Annotated in this window: 16 protein-coding genes, 1 tRNA gene and 1 pseudogene; 12 read left to right on the top strand and 6 right to left on the bottom strand. The window is 55.7% G+C overall.

Going from position 1 to position 14,994, the window contains the following annotated elements:
* Positions 1-12: 12 nt before the first annotated feature.
* On the bottom strand, positions 13-1,158 hold the full coding sequence (gene arnB / locus BRD58_RS06825; protein WP_073382033.1) for a UDP-4-amino-4-deoxy-L-arabinose aminotransferase: 1,146 nt from the start codon (positions 1,156-1,158) through the stop codon (positions 13-15).
* A 751-nt stretch (positions 1,159-1,909) separates the two neighbouring features.
* Between arnB and BRD58_RS06820 the strand changes: the two genes are divergently transcribed.
* The 3 genes from BRD58_RS06820 (at position 1,910) to BRD58_RS06810 (ending at position 5,892) form a co-directional block, all read left to right on the top strand.
* On the top strand, positions 1,910-3,154 hold the full coding sequence (locus BRD58_RS06820) for a phospholipase D-like domain-containing protein (RefSeq protein ID WP_173790608.1): 1,245 nt from the start codon (positions 1,910-1,912) through the stop codon (positions 3,152-3,154).
* A gap of 641 nt (positions 3,155-3,795) precedes the next feature.
* Entirely contained in the window at positions 3,796-5,085 is a 1,290-nt protein-coding gene (locus BRD58_RS06815; protein WP_015461279.1) for an MFS transporter, read from the top strand.
* Between the two features lie 171 nt (positions 5,086-5,256).
* Positions 5,257-5,892: a LysE family transporter gene (locus BRD58_RS06810; RefSeq protein ID WP_069578435.1), complete on the top strand. Its 636-nt coding sequence runs from the start codon at positions 5,257-5,259 to the stop codon at positions 5,890-5,892.
* Between the two features lie 181 nt (positions 5,893-6,073).
* Here the strand turns inward: BRD58_RS06810 and BRD58_RS06805 are convergent, their stop codons facing one another.
* Positions 6,074-6,571 carry a lactoylglutathione lyase family protein gene (locus BRD58_RS06805; protein ID WP_069578433.1) on the bottom strand — a complete coding sequence of 166 codons (498 nt, stop codon included), beginning with the start codon at positions 6,569-6,571 and terminating at the stop codon, positions 6,074-6,076.
* A gap of 98 nt (positions 6,572-6,669) precedes the next feature.
* Here BRD58_RS06805 and BRD58_RS06800 point away from each other — a divergent pair, with 98 nt between their 5' ends.
* From BRD58_RS06800 to BRD58_RS06785, 3 genes and pseudogenes are all read left to right on the top strand, one after another.
* Positions 6,670-7,554, top strand: coding sequence for a LysR family transcriptional regulator (locus tag BRD58_RS06800; RefSeq protein WP_069578431.1), 885 nt, complete (start codon positions 6,670-6,672; stop codon positions 7,552-7,554).
* Positions 7,551-7,951, top strand: a pseudogene (locus BRD58_RS17850) (IS1 family transposase). Before BRD58_RS06800 ends, BRD58_RS17850 begins: the two are co-directional and overlap by 4 nt.
* 45 nt (positions 7,952-7,996) lie before the next feature.
* Positions 7,997-8,791: an SGNH/GDSL hydrolase family protein gene (locus BRD58_RS06785; protein WP_069578429.1), complete on the top strand. Its 795-nt coding sequence runs from the start codon at positions 7,997-7,999 to the stop codon at positions 8,789-8,791.
* 705 nt (positions 8,792-9,496) lie between these two features.
* Here the strand turns inward: BRD58_RS06785 and BRD58_RS06780 are convergent.
* A tRNA-Ser gene (locus BRD58_RS06780) sits at positions 9,497-9,584 on the bottom strand.
* On the bottom strand, positions 9,548-9,862 hold the full coding sequence (locus tag BRD58_RS17845) for a hypothetical protein (RefSeq protein WP_129985649.1): 315 nt from the start codon (positions 9,860-9,862) through the stop codon (positions 9,548-9,550). The genes BRD58_RS06780 and BRD58_RS17845 overlap by 37 nt, the downstream gene beginning before the upstream one ends.
* Before the next feature lie 38 nt (positions 9,863-9,900).
* Here BRD58_RS17845 and yccA point away from each other — a divergent pair, with 38 nt between their 5' ends.
* Complete coding sequence (gene yccA, locus BRD58_RS06775; protein ID WP_012848141.1) at positions 9,901-10,563, top strand: FtsH protease modulator YccA; 663 nt, start codon at positions 9,901-9,903, stop codon at positions 10,561-10,563.
* A gap of 125 nt (positions 10,564-10,688) precedes the next feature.
* Positions 10,689-11,018 (top strand): sulfurtransferase TusE, encoded by a 330-nt coding sequence (gene tusE, locus BRD58_RS06770; RefSeq protein WP_012848140.1) that lies wholly within the window; start codon positions 10,689-10,691, stop codon positions 11,016-11,018.
* Positions 11,019-11,044: 26 nt separating this feature from the next.
* Here tusE and yccX read toward each other — a convergent pair whose 3' ends face one another.
* Positions 11,045-11,323 carry an acylphosphatase gene (gene yccX, locus BRD58_RS06765; protein WP_034168138.1) on the bottom strand — a complete coding sequence of 93 codons (279 nt, stop codon included), beginning with the start codon at positions 11,321-11,323 and terminating at the stop codon, positions 11,045-11,047.
* Between the two features lie 176 nt (positions 11,324-11,499).
* Between yccX and rlmI the strand changes: the two genes are divergently transcribed.
* On the top strand, positions 11,500-12,684 hold the full coding sequence (gene rlmI / locus BRD58_RS06760) for a 23S rRNA (cytosine(1962)-C(5))-methyltransferase RlmI (protein ID WP_172454882.1): 1,185 nt from the start codon (positions 11,500-11,502) through the stop codon (positions 12,682-12,684).
* Between the two features lie 120 nt (positions 12,685-12,804).
* The gene (gene hspQ, locus BRD58_RS06755; protein ID WP_012848137.1) at positions 12,805-13,125 is read left to right on the top strand and encodes a heat shock protein HspQ; all 321 of its coding nucleotides are present in this window, start codon (positions 12,805-12,807) and stop codon (positions 13,123-13,125) included.
* A 37-nt stretch (positions 13,126-13,162) separates the two neighbouring features.
* Here hspQ and BRD58_RS06750 read toward each other — a convergent pair whose 3' ends face one another.
* On the bottom strand, positions 13,163-13,582 hold the full coding sequence (locus BRD58_RS06750; protein ID WP_069578427.1) for a CoA-binding protein: 420 nt from the start codon (positions 13,580-13,582) through the stop codon (positions 13,163-13,165).
* Positions 13,583-13,773: 191 nt separating this feature from the next.
* Here BRD58_RS06750 and BRD58_RS06745 point away from each other — a divergent pair, with 191 nt between their 5' ends.
* Positions 13,774-14,259 (top strand): YccT family protein, encoded by a 486-nt coding sequence (locus BRD58_RS06745; RefSeq protein WP_012848135.1) that lies wholly within the window; start codon positions 13,774-13,776, stop codon positions 14,257-14,259.
* 248 nt (positions 14,260-14,507) lie between these two features.
* Complete coding sequence (locus BRD58_RS06740; RefSeq protein ID WP_012848134.1) at positions 14,508-14,966, top strand: methylglyoxal synthase; 459 nt, start codon at positions 14,508-14,510, stop codon at positions 14,964-14,966.
* Positions 14,967-14,994 lie beyond the last annotated feature (28 nt).

The raw sequence follows: 14,994 nt of genomic DNA, 5'->3' as shown, positions 1-14,994 counted from the left end.
CATATCCAACCGTTACTGCTCAATAATCTCTTTCAACGCGCCGATCACCCGATCTACGTCTGCCTCGGTCATATCCGGAAACAGCGGCAGGGAGCAGATACGCTGTGAACTCCACTCCGTCTGCGCCAGACGTAGCTGTGGATAGGTCTCACGGTAATATTTTTGCGTGTGGGCGGCGCGAAAGTGCAGCCCGCTGCCGATGTTGCGCTCTTTGAGCGCCTGCATCAGCCGATCGCGATCCACGCCGCAGTGGGCCTCGTCGCAACGGATGATAAACAGGTGCCAAGCATGCTGATGCGGCCAGTCGGGCGCGCTCAGCGGAGTGAACGGCAGCTGATGCAGCGCCAACTGCTGCAGATAATAGGCCGCCAGCCGGGCGCGCTGGGCGTTGAGCTCAGGCAGTTTTGCCAGCTGCACCCGGGCTATCGCCGCGTTGATGTCGGCCAAGTTGTACTTGTATCCCGGCGTCACCACCTCTGCCTGCGGCGCCCGGCCATGGGTCTGGCGATCGTAGGCATCCACGCCCAGACCGTGAAACTTCAGACTGCGCACCTTCTGCGCCAGAGCATCATCATCGGTCACCACCATGCCACCCTCGGCACAGGTGACGTTTTTGATCGCATGAAACGAGAAAATGGCGGTGCCGCGTTGGCCGATAGGCTCACCGCGGTAGGCGGTGCCAATGGCATGGGCCGCGTCTTCGATCAGGGCAATGCCGTGCCGCTGCGCCAGCGCGCGGATCGGGTCAAGATCGACGGGGGCGCCGGCGAAATGGACGGGAATAATCGCCTTGGTGCGCGGCGTTATCGCCTCGGCAATAGCCTCTGGCGTCACCATCAGCGTATCGCGATCGACATCGATCATCACGGGGGTCGCCCCCAGCAGCGTGATGATATTCAGGGTGGACACCCAGGTCATTGACGGGGTTATCACTTCATCCCCCGGCCCAATGCCCAGCGCCATCAGGGTAACGTGCATTCCCGCCGTCGCGGAGCACACGGCGATAGCATGACGGGCGCCGATAGCCTGGCAGAACTCTTGCTCCAACGCCTGATTTTGCGGACCGGTCGTGATCCAGCCGGAGCGCAGCACTTCACTGACTGCAGCAATCTCCTCCTCGCCGATAGCTGGCTTGGAGAATGGCAAAAAGTCCTTCATTAACACGTTCCCATATCAGTACTAGAAATGAAAAATGTGATCTCTATCCAACTTACAGCAATCGAGGCGTTATTTCCCTTACGGGACGATAACCTAGATTGATTGAGCATAGCGTACTTTTCTTAAACCAAGATTAAGAAAAAAAGTTATAACCAGCGCCAACTTCAACGCTCCGACAACCGAACCATAATCCCTATTACGACGGCGCCCTGAGGCAGTTTCTTTTCGGCAGTCGATAGCCGCACACGGCCACCAGCAGCGGCATATGTGAATAAAAAAAGGGATTATTATATTAATTTTAGCCCGACCTCGGTGCCATTCTCCCGATTCAGCACCAATATGCAAAAAATATTCTCTAATCAGTGAACTGACCTGTAGTATTTTTACGAGTGCATTATCCAAGGCATAGCGTAGGTTATTTTATCACCACCCCCCCATCTATTCGATAAAGATACATAAGCAATTATTGATATGGAATGAATAAATCCTCGATGCCATTCATTACCCGTGGGATAATAAGCAGTTCATCCTCCCGCTCACGCAGATATTTCGCTAAAGTATTATTAAGGTATTACACCCCTATCGCCTAACGCCATCCCATCACCGACGCCCGCGGATGCCAATGACTCTGCGCGATGAAACTCACGCCTCCCGATGGCAGCGATTTATATGACATAACACAGGGTGCAACTGATTATTTTATTTAATATATACCGTTAAAGAGTGTGGCCACGACAGAGAGGGATAAGAAATGAAGCGACTTGCCATAGCGGGATTGATCGCCGGCGCCGCCTTTATGGCCGACGGCCATCAGACGCGGACGGCAGACTTTGAGCTTATGCAGGCCATTCCACAGAATACCGACGCGGTCTTTCAGCAGGCGGACATTCACGCCACGGCCACCGTCTGGCTACGCATGATACGGCAGGCCAGACACACGCTCGATATCGGCACCTTTTATATAGCCAATCAATCAGGTGAAGCCCTGGAGCCTATCGTTAATGCTATCAAGGATGCCGCACGGCGCGGCGTCAAGGTCCGGATCCTGACCGATGCCATGGCGCTCAGCGGCAGCAGCGATCCCGACCAGCTGTTCGCCGAGCTGCCCCAGATTGCCATCCGCAAAATCGACTATCACAAGATCGGCGGCGGCGTGATGCATGCTAAATATATGATCGTGGATGGTGAGAATATTGCGCTCAACAGCGCCAACTGGAGCTGGATCTCTCTGAGCCAAATTCACAACGTTGGCGTTCGGATCCGTAATCAGCCGTTGGCAATGACCCTGCTGAGCGTATTTAATCTGGACTGGGCGCTTGCTGAAAATACCCATGGCCCAGTCAACCATGCCTTAACCAATAACACCGATAAACACCGCTGGGTTACCGCGCAACGCCCCGCTCAGGTTAGCTATGGTGACGAAACGCTCTTAATTCACCCGGCCTTTAGTCCTGTCGATATACGCCCGCAGGGAACCGATAGTGAAATATCGCAGATGCTGGCGGCGATTAATAGCGCTAATCATATTATCCGTATGCAGGTCATGGCCTTCTCAGGGTTCAAAAAATATGGTGCCGTTGGCTATTGGGGGGAGTTGTATGATGCCATCGCCAACGCGGCACAGCGGGGGGTACAGGTAAAAATTATTGTCGCAGACTGGAATAATACCGTACCGGCCATCGATTTTATGAAGGCGCTGCAGCTAATGCCCAATGTCGCGGTAAAAATCAGCAGCATTCCCCCTATCCCATCACGCTATATTCCCTATTCTCGGGTAGAGCATGAAAAATATTTCGTCGTCGATGATGACCTCAGCTGGATCACCACCAGTAACTGGGAGTGGGGATATTTTTATAACACCCGCGATATTGCGCTGCTGATCAATGGGCATCAGCCGGCCAATATCCTCAGCGCGCTGTTTGAGGCCGACTGGCGCGGCCCCTACACCCAGACGCTGGAGATCGATAAAACCTATCATGCTCCCCAGCATAGCTGAGAGAGGCCCCGCGGCGGAGCACAGCGTGAGAGGCTACGAGGCTAAAACGTCGTTGACGATAAAGGGTAGCCCGAGTGCCCCCGAGCGCAAAGTCGGGGGCGCCGGAGAGCACTCGCGTTTTCAGTAAAGCACAGTCTGTTATCTTCTCGCATCGTTATCATGGTGTATAACAGTAGTATAAAATGTTGGCCGGTGACCATCACCGGCATATCGTTGCCAAGCCGCAATATGGAAAGGGAAAGGGAAAGGGAAAGGGAAAGGGAAAGGGAAAGGGAAAGGGAAAGGGAAATAGCGTCTCATATCTCCGCCACGCGGTAGATTAAACACGATAGAAAAATAAAAACCTTTTCCACCATTCGCATTATAGATATACTGCAGTTGCCTCTATCGATAAATGATAGGCGTCACACAAATATAAATAGAAACAAATAAGTTAATTTATATACAAAATGGCGCTATTTTCCTTACTATTTACTCTCCTCACGGCTAGACGTTCGACGTCATACCGTGACAAAATATACGCCGATCCTACCCACTTCCATTGAATTGCGGCATGTATCACCAGGCAGCATGGTCTTATTTTAGACCAGGCTTTTTTATGACGTTTTTTACGCCACCCTGTTCATATTGGTGTCTTAATAATGAATAATATAGATAAAATCTATAAACAATTACGCTGGCAAATTATCATCACGACATTCCTAACGTATACCGTGATGTATATTTCACGAAAAGCATTTGCCGCAGCGGCGCCACTGCTGATGCAGGATATTGGCATGACCGCAGTACAATTCGGTACTGCCTCCTCTATTTATTATATTTTATATGGTATTTCGAAGTTCAGCTCCGGGCTATTGGCGGATAGAATTAACCCGCGCCTTTTTCTAGCCCCGGTGCTGCTGGTCATCGCCGTGATCAACGTCGGTATCGGCATGTCCAATAACGTTACCGTGCTGCTATCGCTCTACTGCCTGACCGCCGTAGCCCAGGGCTGTGGCTTCCCTCCCATCGCGAAGGCCATCAGCCAGTGGTACTCTAAATCAGAGCGCGGCGGCTGGTATTCACTGTGGAATACCTCCCACAACGTTGGCGGTGCGCTGGCTCCGCTCATCGCCTCCGGCGTTATTGAATATACCGGAAACTGGCGCTATGCCTTCTATGTTCCAGCCGCCATTACCGCCGTCCAGGCGATTATCTCCGCGATATTTATGCGCGCCAAGCCGGAAAAATATGGCCTGCCCAACGTGGGCGAATGGAAGAAAGACACCAAGCAGTTGGCCATCAATCAACGCTCTGAAGGCGGCCTCACCATGTGGGCCATGTTTACCCGCTACATCGTCAACAACCCGATTATCTGGATGGCCATCGGTGGGGATCTGTGCATTTACGTCATCCGCACCGTGACCAATGACTGGGTCAGCGTCTACTTTGTCAAAGAGCTGGGCTGGGATCTGGTAAAATCCAACTCGCTGGTCGCCTGGTTTGAGGTCGGCGGCATCCTCGGGGGACTGACCTCCGGCATCATTTCGGATCGACTGTTTAACGCCGATCGCTGGAAAACCATTCTGATCTATAGCTTCGTCCTGATCGCCGGCATGATTGGCGTCGCGCTGACGATCCACGTCCACTATTACCTGGTCGCCATCTGCTTCTTTATCATCGGCGCGGGGATCTATGCCCCCCAAATGCTGTTCGCGCTGGGGATCATCGAGGCCTCCCATGCCGACGGCGCCGGGGCGGCAACCGGCCTGAAAGGCGGCGTGACCTACATTGGTGCAGCGATGGCTGGGGCGCCTATCGCGCTGATCGAGAAAGCCTACTCCTGGAATGGGGTCTTTATCCTGCTGGCGGCCATCGCCATTCTTCTGGTGCTGCTAACCATTGGCATCATCGGCGTGGATAAACGTTACAATCGTATCAACGCACGCTAATGCCCCTCTCACAGGTCGGGGCGAAGCCCGGCCTGTGACTATTCCCCCGCCCTCTCACCTTATCGCCCGCGCCCTTCCGCCGTCGGCGCAGCAATACCCTGTCATGGGTCACGATATTACAGCCCTATTTTGCTATAAATAAGACTACGTTAACTCATGATCCCGTGGTCTATGGAACCCTTGCATGCCGTCATTCTTACTATCAGCCTGTTCGTTTTGACCTTCTTCAATCCCGGCGCGAATCTCTTTGTGGTGGTGCAAACCAGCCTGGCCTCTGGGCGGCGGGCCGGAATGATGACCGGTCTGGGGGTCGCGCTCGGCGATGCATTTTACTCCGGACTCGGGCTGTTTGGTCTGGCGACGCTGATTACCCAATGCGAGGCGCTCTTCGCGCTTATTAAGATCGGCGGCGGCGCCTATCTACTCTGGTTCGCCTGGAATAGCGTTCGCACTCAGACCTCGCTGCCAATACTCAACGTGCGGCCCTCCGTCAGCGAACCCTGGCACATCTTCTTCCGCCGCGGGCTGCTGACCGATCTGTCAAACCCGCAGACGGTGCTGTTCTTCATCAGTATCTTTTCGGTAACGCTCAGCGCCGACACGCCGCTTTGGGCCAGATTGGCGGCCTGGGGCGGGATCGTGGTCGCATCCATTGTCTGGCGCCTATTCCTGAGCCAAGCCTTCTCTCTCCCTGCGGTACGCCGTCTCTACGGGCGGATACAGCGCGTCGCCAGCCGGGCGATCGGGGCAATTATCGGGCTGTTTGCGCTCAGGCTAATCTATGAAGGGATCGGTCAGCGCTACTGAGCCGCGAGTCCACGGGCGCACGACGCGCCCCGGGTATACGCATTCGGGAAGAGAATATCAACGTGGATATTGGGACGGCAGAAGCGTATTGACACTCGACGCGCGCGAAATGAAATAAATAGCCCCCGGCATCGCCGGGGGCAAGAGACAAAAACAGACGGGGAAATCGTGCCAGCAAATCTTATGCTTGATAAGCACCAGCAGAGTAAGTCAGCTCATAGCTGTGGCTGTAGATTTCGATGATATTGCCAAACGGGTCCTCCATGTAGACCATACGGTATGGCTTTTCCCCCGGATAGTATTCTCGTACTGGCATACGCTGCTTACCGCCGGCAGCCACAATGCGTGCTGCCAAGCCTTCAACATCCGGATCTTGCACACTGAAGTGAAACACGCCGGTTTTCCAGAATTCAAAATTGTTCTCTCGCTGTTCACTATTGGGAAACTCGAACAACTCAATCCCGATTTTATCCCCCGTTGATAAATGCGCGATACGAAACGCCCCCCAGCCGGGGCCAAATACATCGTTACACATCACCCCAATCGACGAATCATCTTCCATAATGGTGGTAGCTGGCATAATCAGATACCAGCCCATTACTTGGGTGTAAAACTCAACCGCACGATCTAAATCAGTAACGGTGATACCAATGTGCGAAAAGCTACGTGGATAAGTCATAAATCACCTGATGTTGTGTTAGAAAACAGGTGACAGAATAGTAAGGATGAGCATAATTAAAAATAAGGTGAAAATAATGGATGCCATAAATATTTATTATGCTAAATCCACTCTGGCTAAAGACACTGATCGCGATACAGGAAACCGGCAGCTTTACCCGCGCCGCGGAGCGACTCGATCTTACGCAGGCAGCCGTCAGCCAACATATCCAGCGTCTAGAAGCGGAGTGTGGTCCGCTGTTACTGCGTAAACCGCGTCAACTGGAACTCACGCCACGCGGCCTGCGCGTATTGGCCTACGCTCGTGAACAACAACGGGCCAGCGAACGTCTGTATGCCGAGCTATCAGAGGATAACCCACACGCGGGGGAGATCCGTCTCTCGACACCCGGCAGTATCGGTCTATTCATCTACCCTTGGCTGCTGGAGCAGCAACAAGCCCACCCGACCCTCAGTATCCAGCACCGTATCGCCCCAGCCACCGACATCATCCGCGCTGTGCTAGAGGGACGCTGCGATCTGGGGATCGTCGATCAAGCGCCTGAGCACCCGAGCTTACATGCAGAGCCCTTTGCACGCGAACCGCTGTGTCTAGTGGTCCCCGCATCTCTTACTGATATCAGTTGGTCAGCGTTGCTGGCGTTAGGGTTTATCGACCACCCGGATGGGCGCGCTATGGCATTACGGCTACTGAGCCGCCAGTTCCCGGGTCAGCATTTAGATGACATTCCAGTGCGAGGCTTAACCAACCAAATCAGTCTGATCCTAGAGCCCGTCGCGCGCGGTCTGGGGTTTACCGTGCTGCCGCGCTTTGCGGTTATTGCATTCGCTAGACCTGAATTAGTCCGCGTCTATCACAGTGAATCGCCAGTTACCGATACGCTCTGGGCCATTCACCGTGCGGAATGGCCGCTACCAGCGCGCTATCAGCAATTATTAAACGACATTAAAATACGAGGTAGTGACTTTAGCTGGTTAAATTGACGTATAAAATTGCTTTTCGTCATGGGCATTCCTCTAAATATCATGACAGGATACCTGAAATGGCCTGCGACGGCGCCGGCGTTCGTGATACTTCCCGGACACTGAAATGGGCCTCAACCCCGTCATCCGAACGTTAAAAAGCGCGCGCCACGACGCATAACCCCATCTCCGGTGGCGCATGCTGACATAGCACTTATCTGTGAGTTCGACGAGCAATAGAGGAGCCAAAAGAGAAGCCCCTGACCGGCAAGATCTTTGCTCAACGCATTGAGCGCAACAGCCTCACACTGAGCGCCCGAATCAGCGTCTGGTCAGCAGAACCCTCTGCGCTTCCCGCGCTGTTGAACTCCATGAAAAAATCATTGGTGCTTTTATCGAAAAATACCTGTTCCACTGATTGGAGACGCCACCGACTGCGTTATGATTGCTAATGGGAGGAGCGATGAAAAAAACACTACGCTTAATCACAGGCCTGATGGTACTGCTCAGCAGTATATATGCCCATGCAGATACCTTACTGGCTTTATCACCCTATGCTAAAATGGACGGGGAGAATAAGTCTGTCGCACTCTATGGTAATTCATTCACGTTTTATAATAACAACATTAATACCCGTCTACGCGATCTAGCAAAGTCATTATTCCCTCACCATGCACAGGGGTATCAATACCGTGGAATTACGATATCCAGTGGTCGGCTAAGCTGGCAAATCAATAACCTAGCTTATCAAAATAAGCTACAAAAATGGGATGTAGTTGTCCTGCAAGGTAATTCAACAGAAACCATCTCAAAGAAAGAGAGCACCCGGGAAAACTTTGTCGCCGCGGCGACTAAAATGGCCGGAATGGCGCATCTGGCCGGTGCAAAAGTGGTCTATTTTATGACATGGGCAAAGCGAGACACCCCCGAGGATACTGCCAAACTGGCTGACGCCTACCTCTCCATCGCACAAAAAACCGGTGGCTATGTTGCACCTGTCGGACTGGCCTTTGCCAGAGCGCGGGAACAACACCCGGAGATTAATCTCTACTATCATGATGGTGTTCATCCCTCAATGGCCGGAACCTATTTAACCGCCTGTGTGTTTTTTGCCACACTGTATAACCAATCACCGGTTGGCGGTGCTCTGCCGATAGATAGCGATATGACGCCGGTTACCGCCAACGCGTTACAACAGATCGCCTGGGAAACCGTCAGCCATTTTCAACAAACGCCCCCCTCATCCAAAACAGAATAAAACAGGCCATACTGCTGCCGGCCCACAATCCTTGGTGGATCGCCTGAAAACAGCATCGCCGGGCTCTACCATCGAAGATCTGGCAGGCCAGATGAATCTGGCTATCAATACGGGAAAGGCCATCATATTATGACGGCCCTTGCCGCCTGCTGAGATAACAGGCTTGTTATCAGGCTGGATACAGCAAGCCCAAGGCCTCATACCGCTTCTCAGCCCCCCGATGAGGCATACCTTCTGTCACCACGGTTTTGTTAAATAAATCAGGTTTTGAGTCACTTTCCCGCAGCTAACCTGATTCTCAGGCAATACGCTCGCTTTCCGGCCTGCCCGCCTTCATCATTTTGTTCATGACCAAAGCCTTTGCCACCTGCCCCCGAGTCCCGCAGCGCCAGTGGGTCCTCCGACGACTGTTTACCCCGGTACATCGCTGTTTCAGTCATTGAACGGTGATAATACTCTGCTATCCATTTCCACCTCCGCCGCACATTTTTAATGCGCCCCAAGCGGGTGGAAAAATGGCATCGTCGCAAAGCACTATCGGTAGATGATGGCAGCAAAATAAGAGGGGGAGACAACACGCCATACTCTCCGAGGAGAAATCATCGTGTCTCATACAAGACGGACGCTGATGGCATACTGGATGGCATACTGAAAAACACAGAAATGAAAAAGGCCCAAGCTAATGAATAGCTCGGGCCTGAATTTTGGCGGAGGAGTAGAGATTCGAACTCTAGGAGCTGTTACACTCGACGGTTTTCAAGACCGCTGCCTTAAACCACTCAGCCACTCCTCCGCGACGGGGAAGACTATATCCAGCGCCACCCCGCTTGTAAAGGCCACCCCGGTGCAAGTGCTGCCAAAATCGGCAATACCGGCGCCGTTTGATCCCTTTTTGCGCAGCGCGGGATAAAAAGCGCGCATCACACCGCCGCAACGGCGGCGAGCGAGCGTAAAGATGGGTAAACCGTCTTTCTGCTTTTTATTCCAATAATTATATTTTAGTCTGGGTTGAGGGATACCATTCGCATTGGGCAGGAAAACAAGGTCTTGCCGCCGTCGCGCTGGCGTCATCTCATCCGATACCTATAACACAACGAGAGAATCTTCGTATGGATCGTATTGTCGTTTCCTCTACCTCTGCGCGCAGTTCACTGCTCAGTACGCATAAAGTCCTGCGCAATACCTATTTTCTGCTGGCGCTGACCCTGGCGTTCTCCGCCTTAACCGCCACCGTCAGCACGGTCCTGATGCTGCCGGCGCCGGGCCTGCTGCTGATGATGGTCGGCTTTTATGGCCTGATGTTTCTGACCTACCGGCTGGCCGATCGCCCGGCCGGTCTGCTGGCCGTATTCGCCCTGACCGGCTTTATGGGCTATACCCTTGGCCCGATCCTCAGCAGCTTTATCGCCAGCGGCGCAGGCGATCTGATCATGCTGGCCCTGGGGGGTACCGCCCTGGTCTTCTTCTGCTGCTCCGCCTATGTGCTGACAACCCGTAAGGATATGTCTTTCCTCTCCGGCATGATGATGGCCGGTTTTGTGGTACTGCTGCTGGCCGTGGTCGCGAACCTGTTCCTGCAGCTGCCGGCGCTCTCTTTAGCCATCAGCGCGCTGTTTATCCTGTTCTCTACCGGCGCCATCCTGTGGGAAACCAGCAATATCATCCACGGCGGAGAGACCAACTACATCCGCGCCACCGTTGGGCTGTATGTCTCGCTGTATAACCTGTTCATCAGCCTGCTCAGCCTGCTGGGATTCGCCCGCAGCAACTGAGTCCGCGCCCCATATCCCCATCTCTACGCCCCGCTTCCGCGGGGCGTTTTTTTTGGCGTGGTTTGGCGCCCGCCGGGCCTTAGGGTACACTGAGCGGCGTTGTTTGCCTGTTAGGATGATTTACCATGTTAGAGTTTGACGGCCGTTGCATTGAAACCGACGCCCAGGGATATCTGCTCAATAGCCAGGAGTGGAGCGAGGCGCTGGCCGAGATCCTGGCGCAGCAGGAGGGGATCACCCTGAGCGAAGCGCACTGGGAGGTCGTGCGCTTTGTGCGTGAGTTTTACCAAACCTTCAACACGTCACCGGCGATCCGCATGTTGGTGAAGGCCATGACGCAAAAATACGGCGAGGAGAAGGGAAACAGCCGCTATCTGTACCGCCTGTTCCCCAAAGGGCCGGCGAAGCAGGCCACCAAAATAGCCGGGCTACCCAGGCCGGTGAAGTGCATTTAATCCTCGCGACGCCGCCGTCGGAGGCCTCAATAGCGGATCTCAAAACGCTGAAAATGCTGTAGGGGACGCGGTTCCGTATCGACCCGATCGACCCGGGCATAGCGGGGACCGCTTTCTGACAGCCAGCGCAGCAGCTGCGCCACCGCCTGCGTGTCACCCTCGGCCACCACCTCGACTCGGCCATCGTCCAGGTTGAGGGCATAGCCGGTCAGCCCCAGCCCCACCGCCTGACGCTGGGTGCCATAGCGAAATCCCACGCCCTGCACCCGCCCGCTGACATAGGCTGCCACACACTCTCTTCCCATTGCGCGCTCCCCCTTGTCCACACCGTTTCCCCCTATCATAGCGCATTCGCGCGGCGCAGATCGCCGGCGCCGTATCCCGCGGCAGGACATAGCCTAGTGCCTCCGCCCACATTCGGCTATGATAGCCGCCCGCCGCTTCCATAACTGTATATTGAAGGTGAATCTTGGCCCGTTTAATCCTCGCCAAAGGACGCGAAAAGTCCTTACTCCGCCGCCACCCCTGGATTTTTTCCGGCGCCGTAGCGCGCATCGAAGGCAATGCCGTCAGCGGTGAAACGCTGGACGTCTGCGACCATCAGGGAAAGTGGCTGGCCCGCGCCGCCTACTCTCCCCAGTCCCAGATCCGGGCCCGCGTCTGGAGCTTTGACCGGGATGAGAACATCGATCGGGCCTTTTTCGAACGCCGTCTACAGCAGGCTCAGCGCTGGCGTGACTGGCTGGTCGAGCGCGATGATCTGACCGGCTATCGCCTGATTGCCGGAGAGTCCGATGGCATGCCGGGGATCACTATCGATCGCTTTCAGGATACGCTGGTGCTGCAGCTGCTCTCCGCCGGTGCCGAATACCAGCGCGCTACGCTGTTAGACGCTCTGCACGCCCTCTACCCACAGTGCGCGATCTACGATCGCTCCGATGTGGCCGTACGCAAGAAAGAGGGGCTGCCCCTCGCGCAAGGTCCGGTATCCGGCGCCCTGCCGCCCGATCTGCTGCCTATCCGCGAACACGGTATGCAGATCCTGGTCGATATCAAGGGGGGCCACAAGACCGGCTTCTATCTTGATCAGCGCGACAGCCGCCTGGCGGCCCGCCGCTTTGCCCGCGATGCGCATGTGCTGAACTGCTTCTCCTATACCGGCGCCTTCGCCGTCTCGACCCTGATGGGCGGCTGCGCCCACGTCACCAGCGTCGATACTTCGCAGGCGGCGCTGGATATCGCCCGCCAGAACGTAGCGCTTAACGGACTGGATCTGGCGCGCGCCGACTTCCTGCGCGACGATGTTTTCCAGCTGCTGCGCCGCTACCGTGACGAAGGGAAAACCTTCAATCTGATCGTCATGGATCCGCCCAAGTTTGTTGAAAACAAAAATCAGCTCGCCGGCGCCTGCCGCGGCTATAAAGATATCAACATGCTGGCCCTGCAGCTGCTGCGCCCCGGCGGCATCTTGCTGACCTTCTCCTGTTCGGGGCTGATGCCGACCGACCTGTTCCAGAAAATTTTGGCCGACGCCGCCGTCGATGCCGGACGTGATATACAATTTATAGAACAGTACCGTCAGGCCGCCGATCACCCGGTGATTGCCACCTACCCAGAGGGGCTGTACCTGAAAGGGTTTGCCTGCCGGGTCATGGGCGATCGCTAGACGATCTCGGCACCGGAACGGCAATAGGCTATTGCGTAGACTTGAAACAGGCATTTCCACCCGCATATTACACGGAGTCTTCCCCGATAAAGTAGACGCAGCGGTTGCAAAGGAGGTCATATGATTACCAGCAAATTTGGCATTGGGCAGCAGGTTCGCCACAAACTGTTAGGCTCGCTGGGCGTAGTGATAGATATTGACCCCGAATATGCCCTGGATGACGCCCCGGATGACGATGATCTGGGCGCCAACGAGGTTCTGCGCCACGCCCCTTGGTATCACGTGGTGATGGAGGATGAGCAGGGCCAGCCGGTACATACCTACCTGGCGGAGGCCCAGCTTGATGGCGAGAGCAGCGACTCACATCCAGAGCAGCCGTCGATGGACGATCTGGCGGAGTCCATTCGGGCCCAGCTGCTGGCGCCTCGCCTGCGCAACTAAGCCTGCCGCCCCCGCCTTGGCGGGGGCCATTTCCCCCTTACGCCTCGCGCGCGATCCCCAGCCGCGGAATATCGATCTTCGGACAGTGGTCCATCACCACCTGCATCCCCGCCGCCTGGGCCAGCGCCTGCGCCTGCGGGCTTATCACCCCCAGCTGTAGCCACAGCACGCCAGCCCCCACGGCGATCGCCTCTTGGGCAACCGCGACGGCGGCCTCGGCGTTGCGAAACACATCGACCATATCGATGGGATCCGCAATATCCGCCAGCGTGGCATACACCCTCTGTCCCAGCAGCGTCTGTCCCGCCAGCTTTGGACTGACCGGCGTTACCCGATACCCCTGCTCCAGCAGGTACGCCATCACCCGATAGCTGGCCCGCTCTGGCCGGTCGCTGGCGCCGACCAAGGCGATGTGATGCACCCGGCGTAAAATCAGCTTAATCGTTTCATCTTCCATTGCGGACTCCCCAGAAAAAAGTGATATTCTCAGCGTAGATCGCTCGCGGGCGACGGGAAAGGTTTTTTGACGAAGCGCGGTGAAGCCCCTTATAATGTAAAAATATGTTAACGGGAAATGTTTTGATACACCTCGTCGAATATTGGCTCCGTTGGCATCATGCCTTTCGCCTGAGTAAATTTGAGGACCCCATGCGATCACGTGTTTTACTGGCTCTAAGCTGCGGCGGGCTGCTCTTTTGTCACGCCCTGTCAGCCACCACGCTGAAATTTGGCAGCGATGTCGAACTGCTGGCCATCGACGGACAGCCGTTGCCTGCGGCGCTGTTCAAAAGCGCCAACAGCCTGGAGCTGGACGCCGGTATCCACCAGATGCTGTTTCGGGTCGCCAAGCCGCTGACGGCAAACGGAGAGCCCCATTACTCGGCTCCGCTGATCGCCCTCTTCGATACCCGCGACGCCACCTCCGTGACTATCAAGCTGCCGCGCATCGGGGACGATCGGGATATTCGCCAGCTGGAGCAAACGCTGAACTTTGAGCTGCTCAACCACCGCGGGATCCCGCTGGAGTACCGCGCGGACGTCCTCAGCTCGCCGCCCGCCGGCGACTATCGCCAGCAGCTGCAGCGCTATAACCACAGCGCCGCCGCCGCCGCCCTGCCTGCGCTCACGCGTTGAGCCGCCGGGCGCCGCCCGTTCACTTTCGCTTTATTGTGCCTTTCTTGCGCCGCGTCGCGGCGCTCCGGCCGATATCCTGATAGGGTATCGCGCGTGTTTCATCGCGGCTTACGCCCTGCCTCGACACAGCGCTGCCAACGCGCCAAACGCCGTGTGCGCAGCGCGTGGGACATCGCGCCGCCGGGGTTAATGCCCCGCGCCGCGGAACACCGCCAATAAGACTACTTTTTCTGATAAAGGCCAACAGCATGGAAATGACCACCCGAACTCTCCCCAGCCGTAAACGCATCGCCCTGGTCGCGCACGATCACCGCAAACAGGCGCTGCTGGAGTGGGTCAGCAGCAACCAGCCGCAGCTCAGCAAACACGAACTCTATGCGACCGGAACCACCGGTAACCTGATCCACAGCGCTACCGGGATCCCAGTACACTGCATGCTGAGCGGCCCCATGGGCGGGGATCAGCAGGTCGGCGCGCTGATCGCCGAAGGCAAAATCGACATGCTGGTATTTTTTTGGGATCCGCTCAACGCCGTCCCGCACGATCCGGACGTGAAGGCGCTGCTGCGCCTGGCCACCGTCTGGAATATTCCGGTGGCCAACAACCGCGCCACGGCGGATTTCCTGATCAGTTCGCCGATGTTTGCCGGCGAGATGCGCATCGCCATTCCCGACTATCAGCGCTATCTCAACGAACGCCTGATCTGATCCGGCTGCGCAGCGCGGGCCGTCAAGC

The sequence above is a fragment of the Edwardsiella piscicida genome (assembly GCF_001896205.1).
Classification (GTDB): domain Bacteria; phylum Pseudomonadota; class Gammaproteobacteria; order Enterobacterales; family Enterobacteriaceae; genus Edwardsiella; species Edwardsiella piscicida.
Note: the sequence above shows the minus strand (reverse complement) of the source record. Positions and strands in the feature narration are given on the sequence as shown.

Bases quoted from the DNA above. Each gene is read 5' to 3' on its own strand.
- arnB (WP_073382033.1), bottom strand. From the start codon at position 1,158: ATGAAGGACTTTTTGCCATTCTCCAAGCCAGCTATCGGCGAGGAGGAG.
- yccA (WP_012848141.1), top strand. From the start codon at position 9,901: ATGGATCGTATTGTCGTTTCCTCTACCTCTGCGCGCAGTTCACTGCTC.
- yccX (WP_034168138.1), bottom strand. From the start codon at position 11,323: ATGGGAAGAGAGTGTGTGGCAGCCTATGTCAGCGGGCGGGTGCAGGGC.
- BRD58_RS06745 (WP_012848135.1), top strand. From the start codon at position 13,774: ATGCGATCACGTGTTTTACTGGCTCTAAGCTGCGGCGGGCTGCTCTTT.
- BRD58_RS06750 (WP_069578427.1), bottom strand. From the start codon at position 13,582: ATGGAAGATGAAACGATTAAGCTGATTTTACGCCGGGTGCATCACATC.
- BRD58_RS06810 (WP_069578435.1), top strand. From the start codon at position 5,257: ATGGAACCCTTGCATGCCGTCATTCTTACTATCAGCCTGTTCGTTTTG.
- BRD58_RS06785 (WP_069578429.1), top strand. From the start codon at position 7,997: ATGAAAAAAACACTACGCTTAATCACAGGCCTGATGGTACTGCTCAGC.
- BRD58_RS06820 (WP_173790608.1), top strand. From the start codon at position 1,910: ATGAAGCGACTTGCCATAGCGGGATTGATCGCCGGCGCCGCCTTTATG.
- tusE (WP_012848140.1), top strand. From the start codon at position 10,689: ATGTTAGAGTTTGACGGCCGTTGCATTGAAACCGACGCCCAGGGATAT.
- BRD58_RS06740 (WP_012848134.1), top strand. From the start codon at position 14,508: ATGGAAATGACCACCCGAACTCTCCCCAGCCGTAAACGCATCGCCCTG.
- hspQ (WP_012848137.1), top strand. From the start codon at position 12,805: ATGATTACCAGCAAATTTGGCATTGGGCAGCAGGTTCGCCACAAACTG.
- BRD58_RS17845 (WP_129985649.1), bottom strand. From the start codon at position 9,862: ATGACGCCAGCGCGACGGCGGCAAGACCTTGTTTTCCTGCCCAATGCG.
- BRD58_RS06800 (WP_069578431.1), top strand. From the start codon at position 6,670: ATGCTAAATCCACTCTGGCTAAAGACACTGATCGCGATACAGGAAACC.
- BRD58_RS06805 (WP_069578433.1), bottom strand. From the start codon at position 6,571: ATGACTTATCCACGTAGCTTTTCGCACATTGGTATCACCGTTACTGAT.
- BRD58_RS06815 (WP_015461279.1), top strand. From the start codon at position 3,796: ATGAATAATATAGATAAAATCTATAAACAATTACGCTGGCAAATTATC.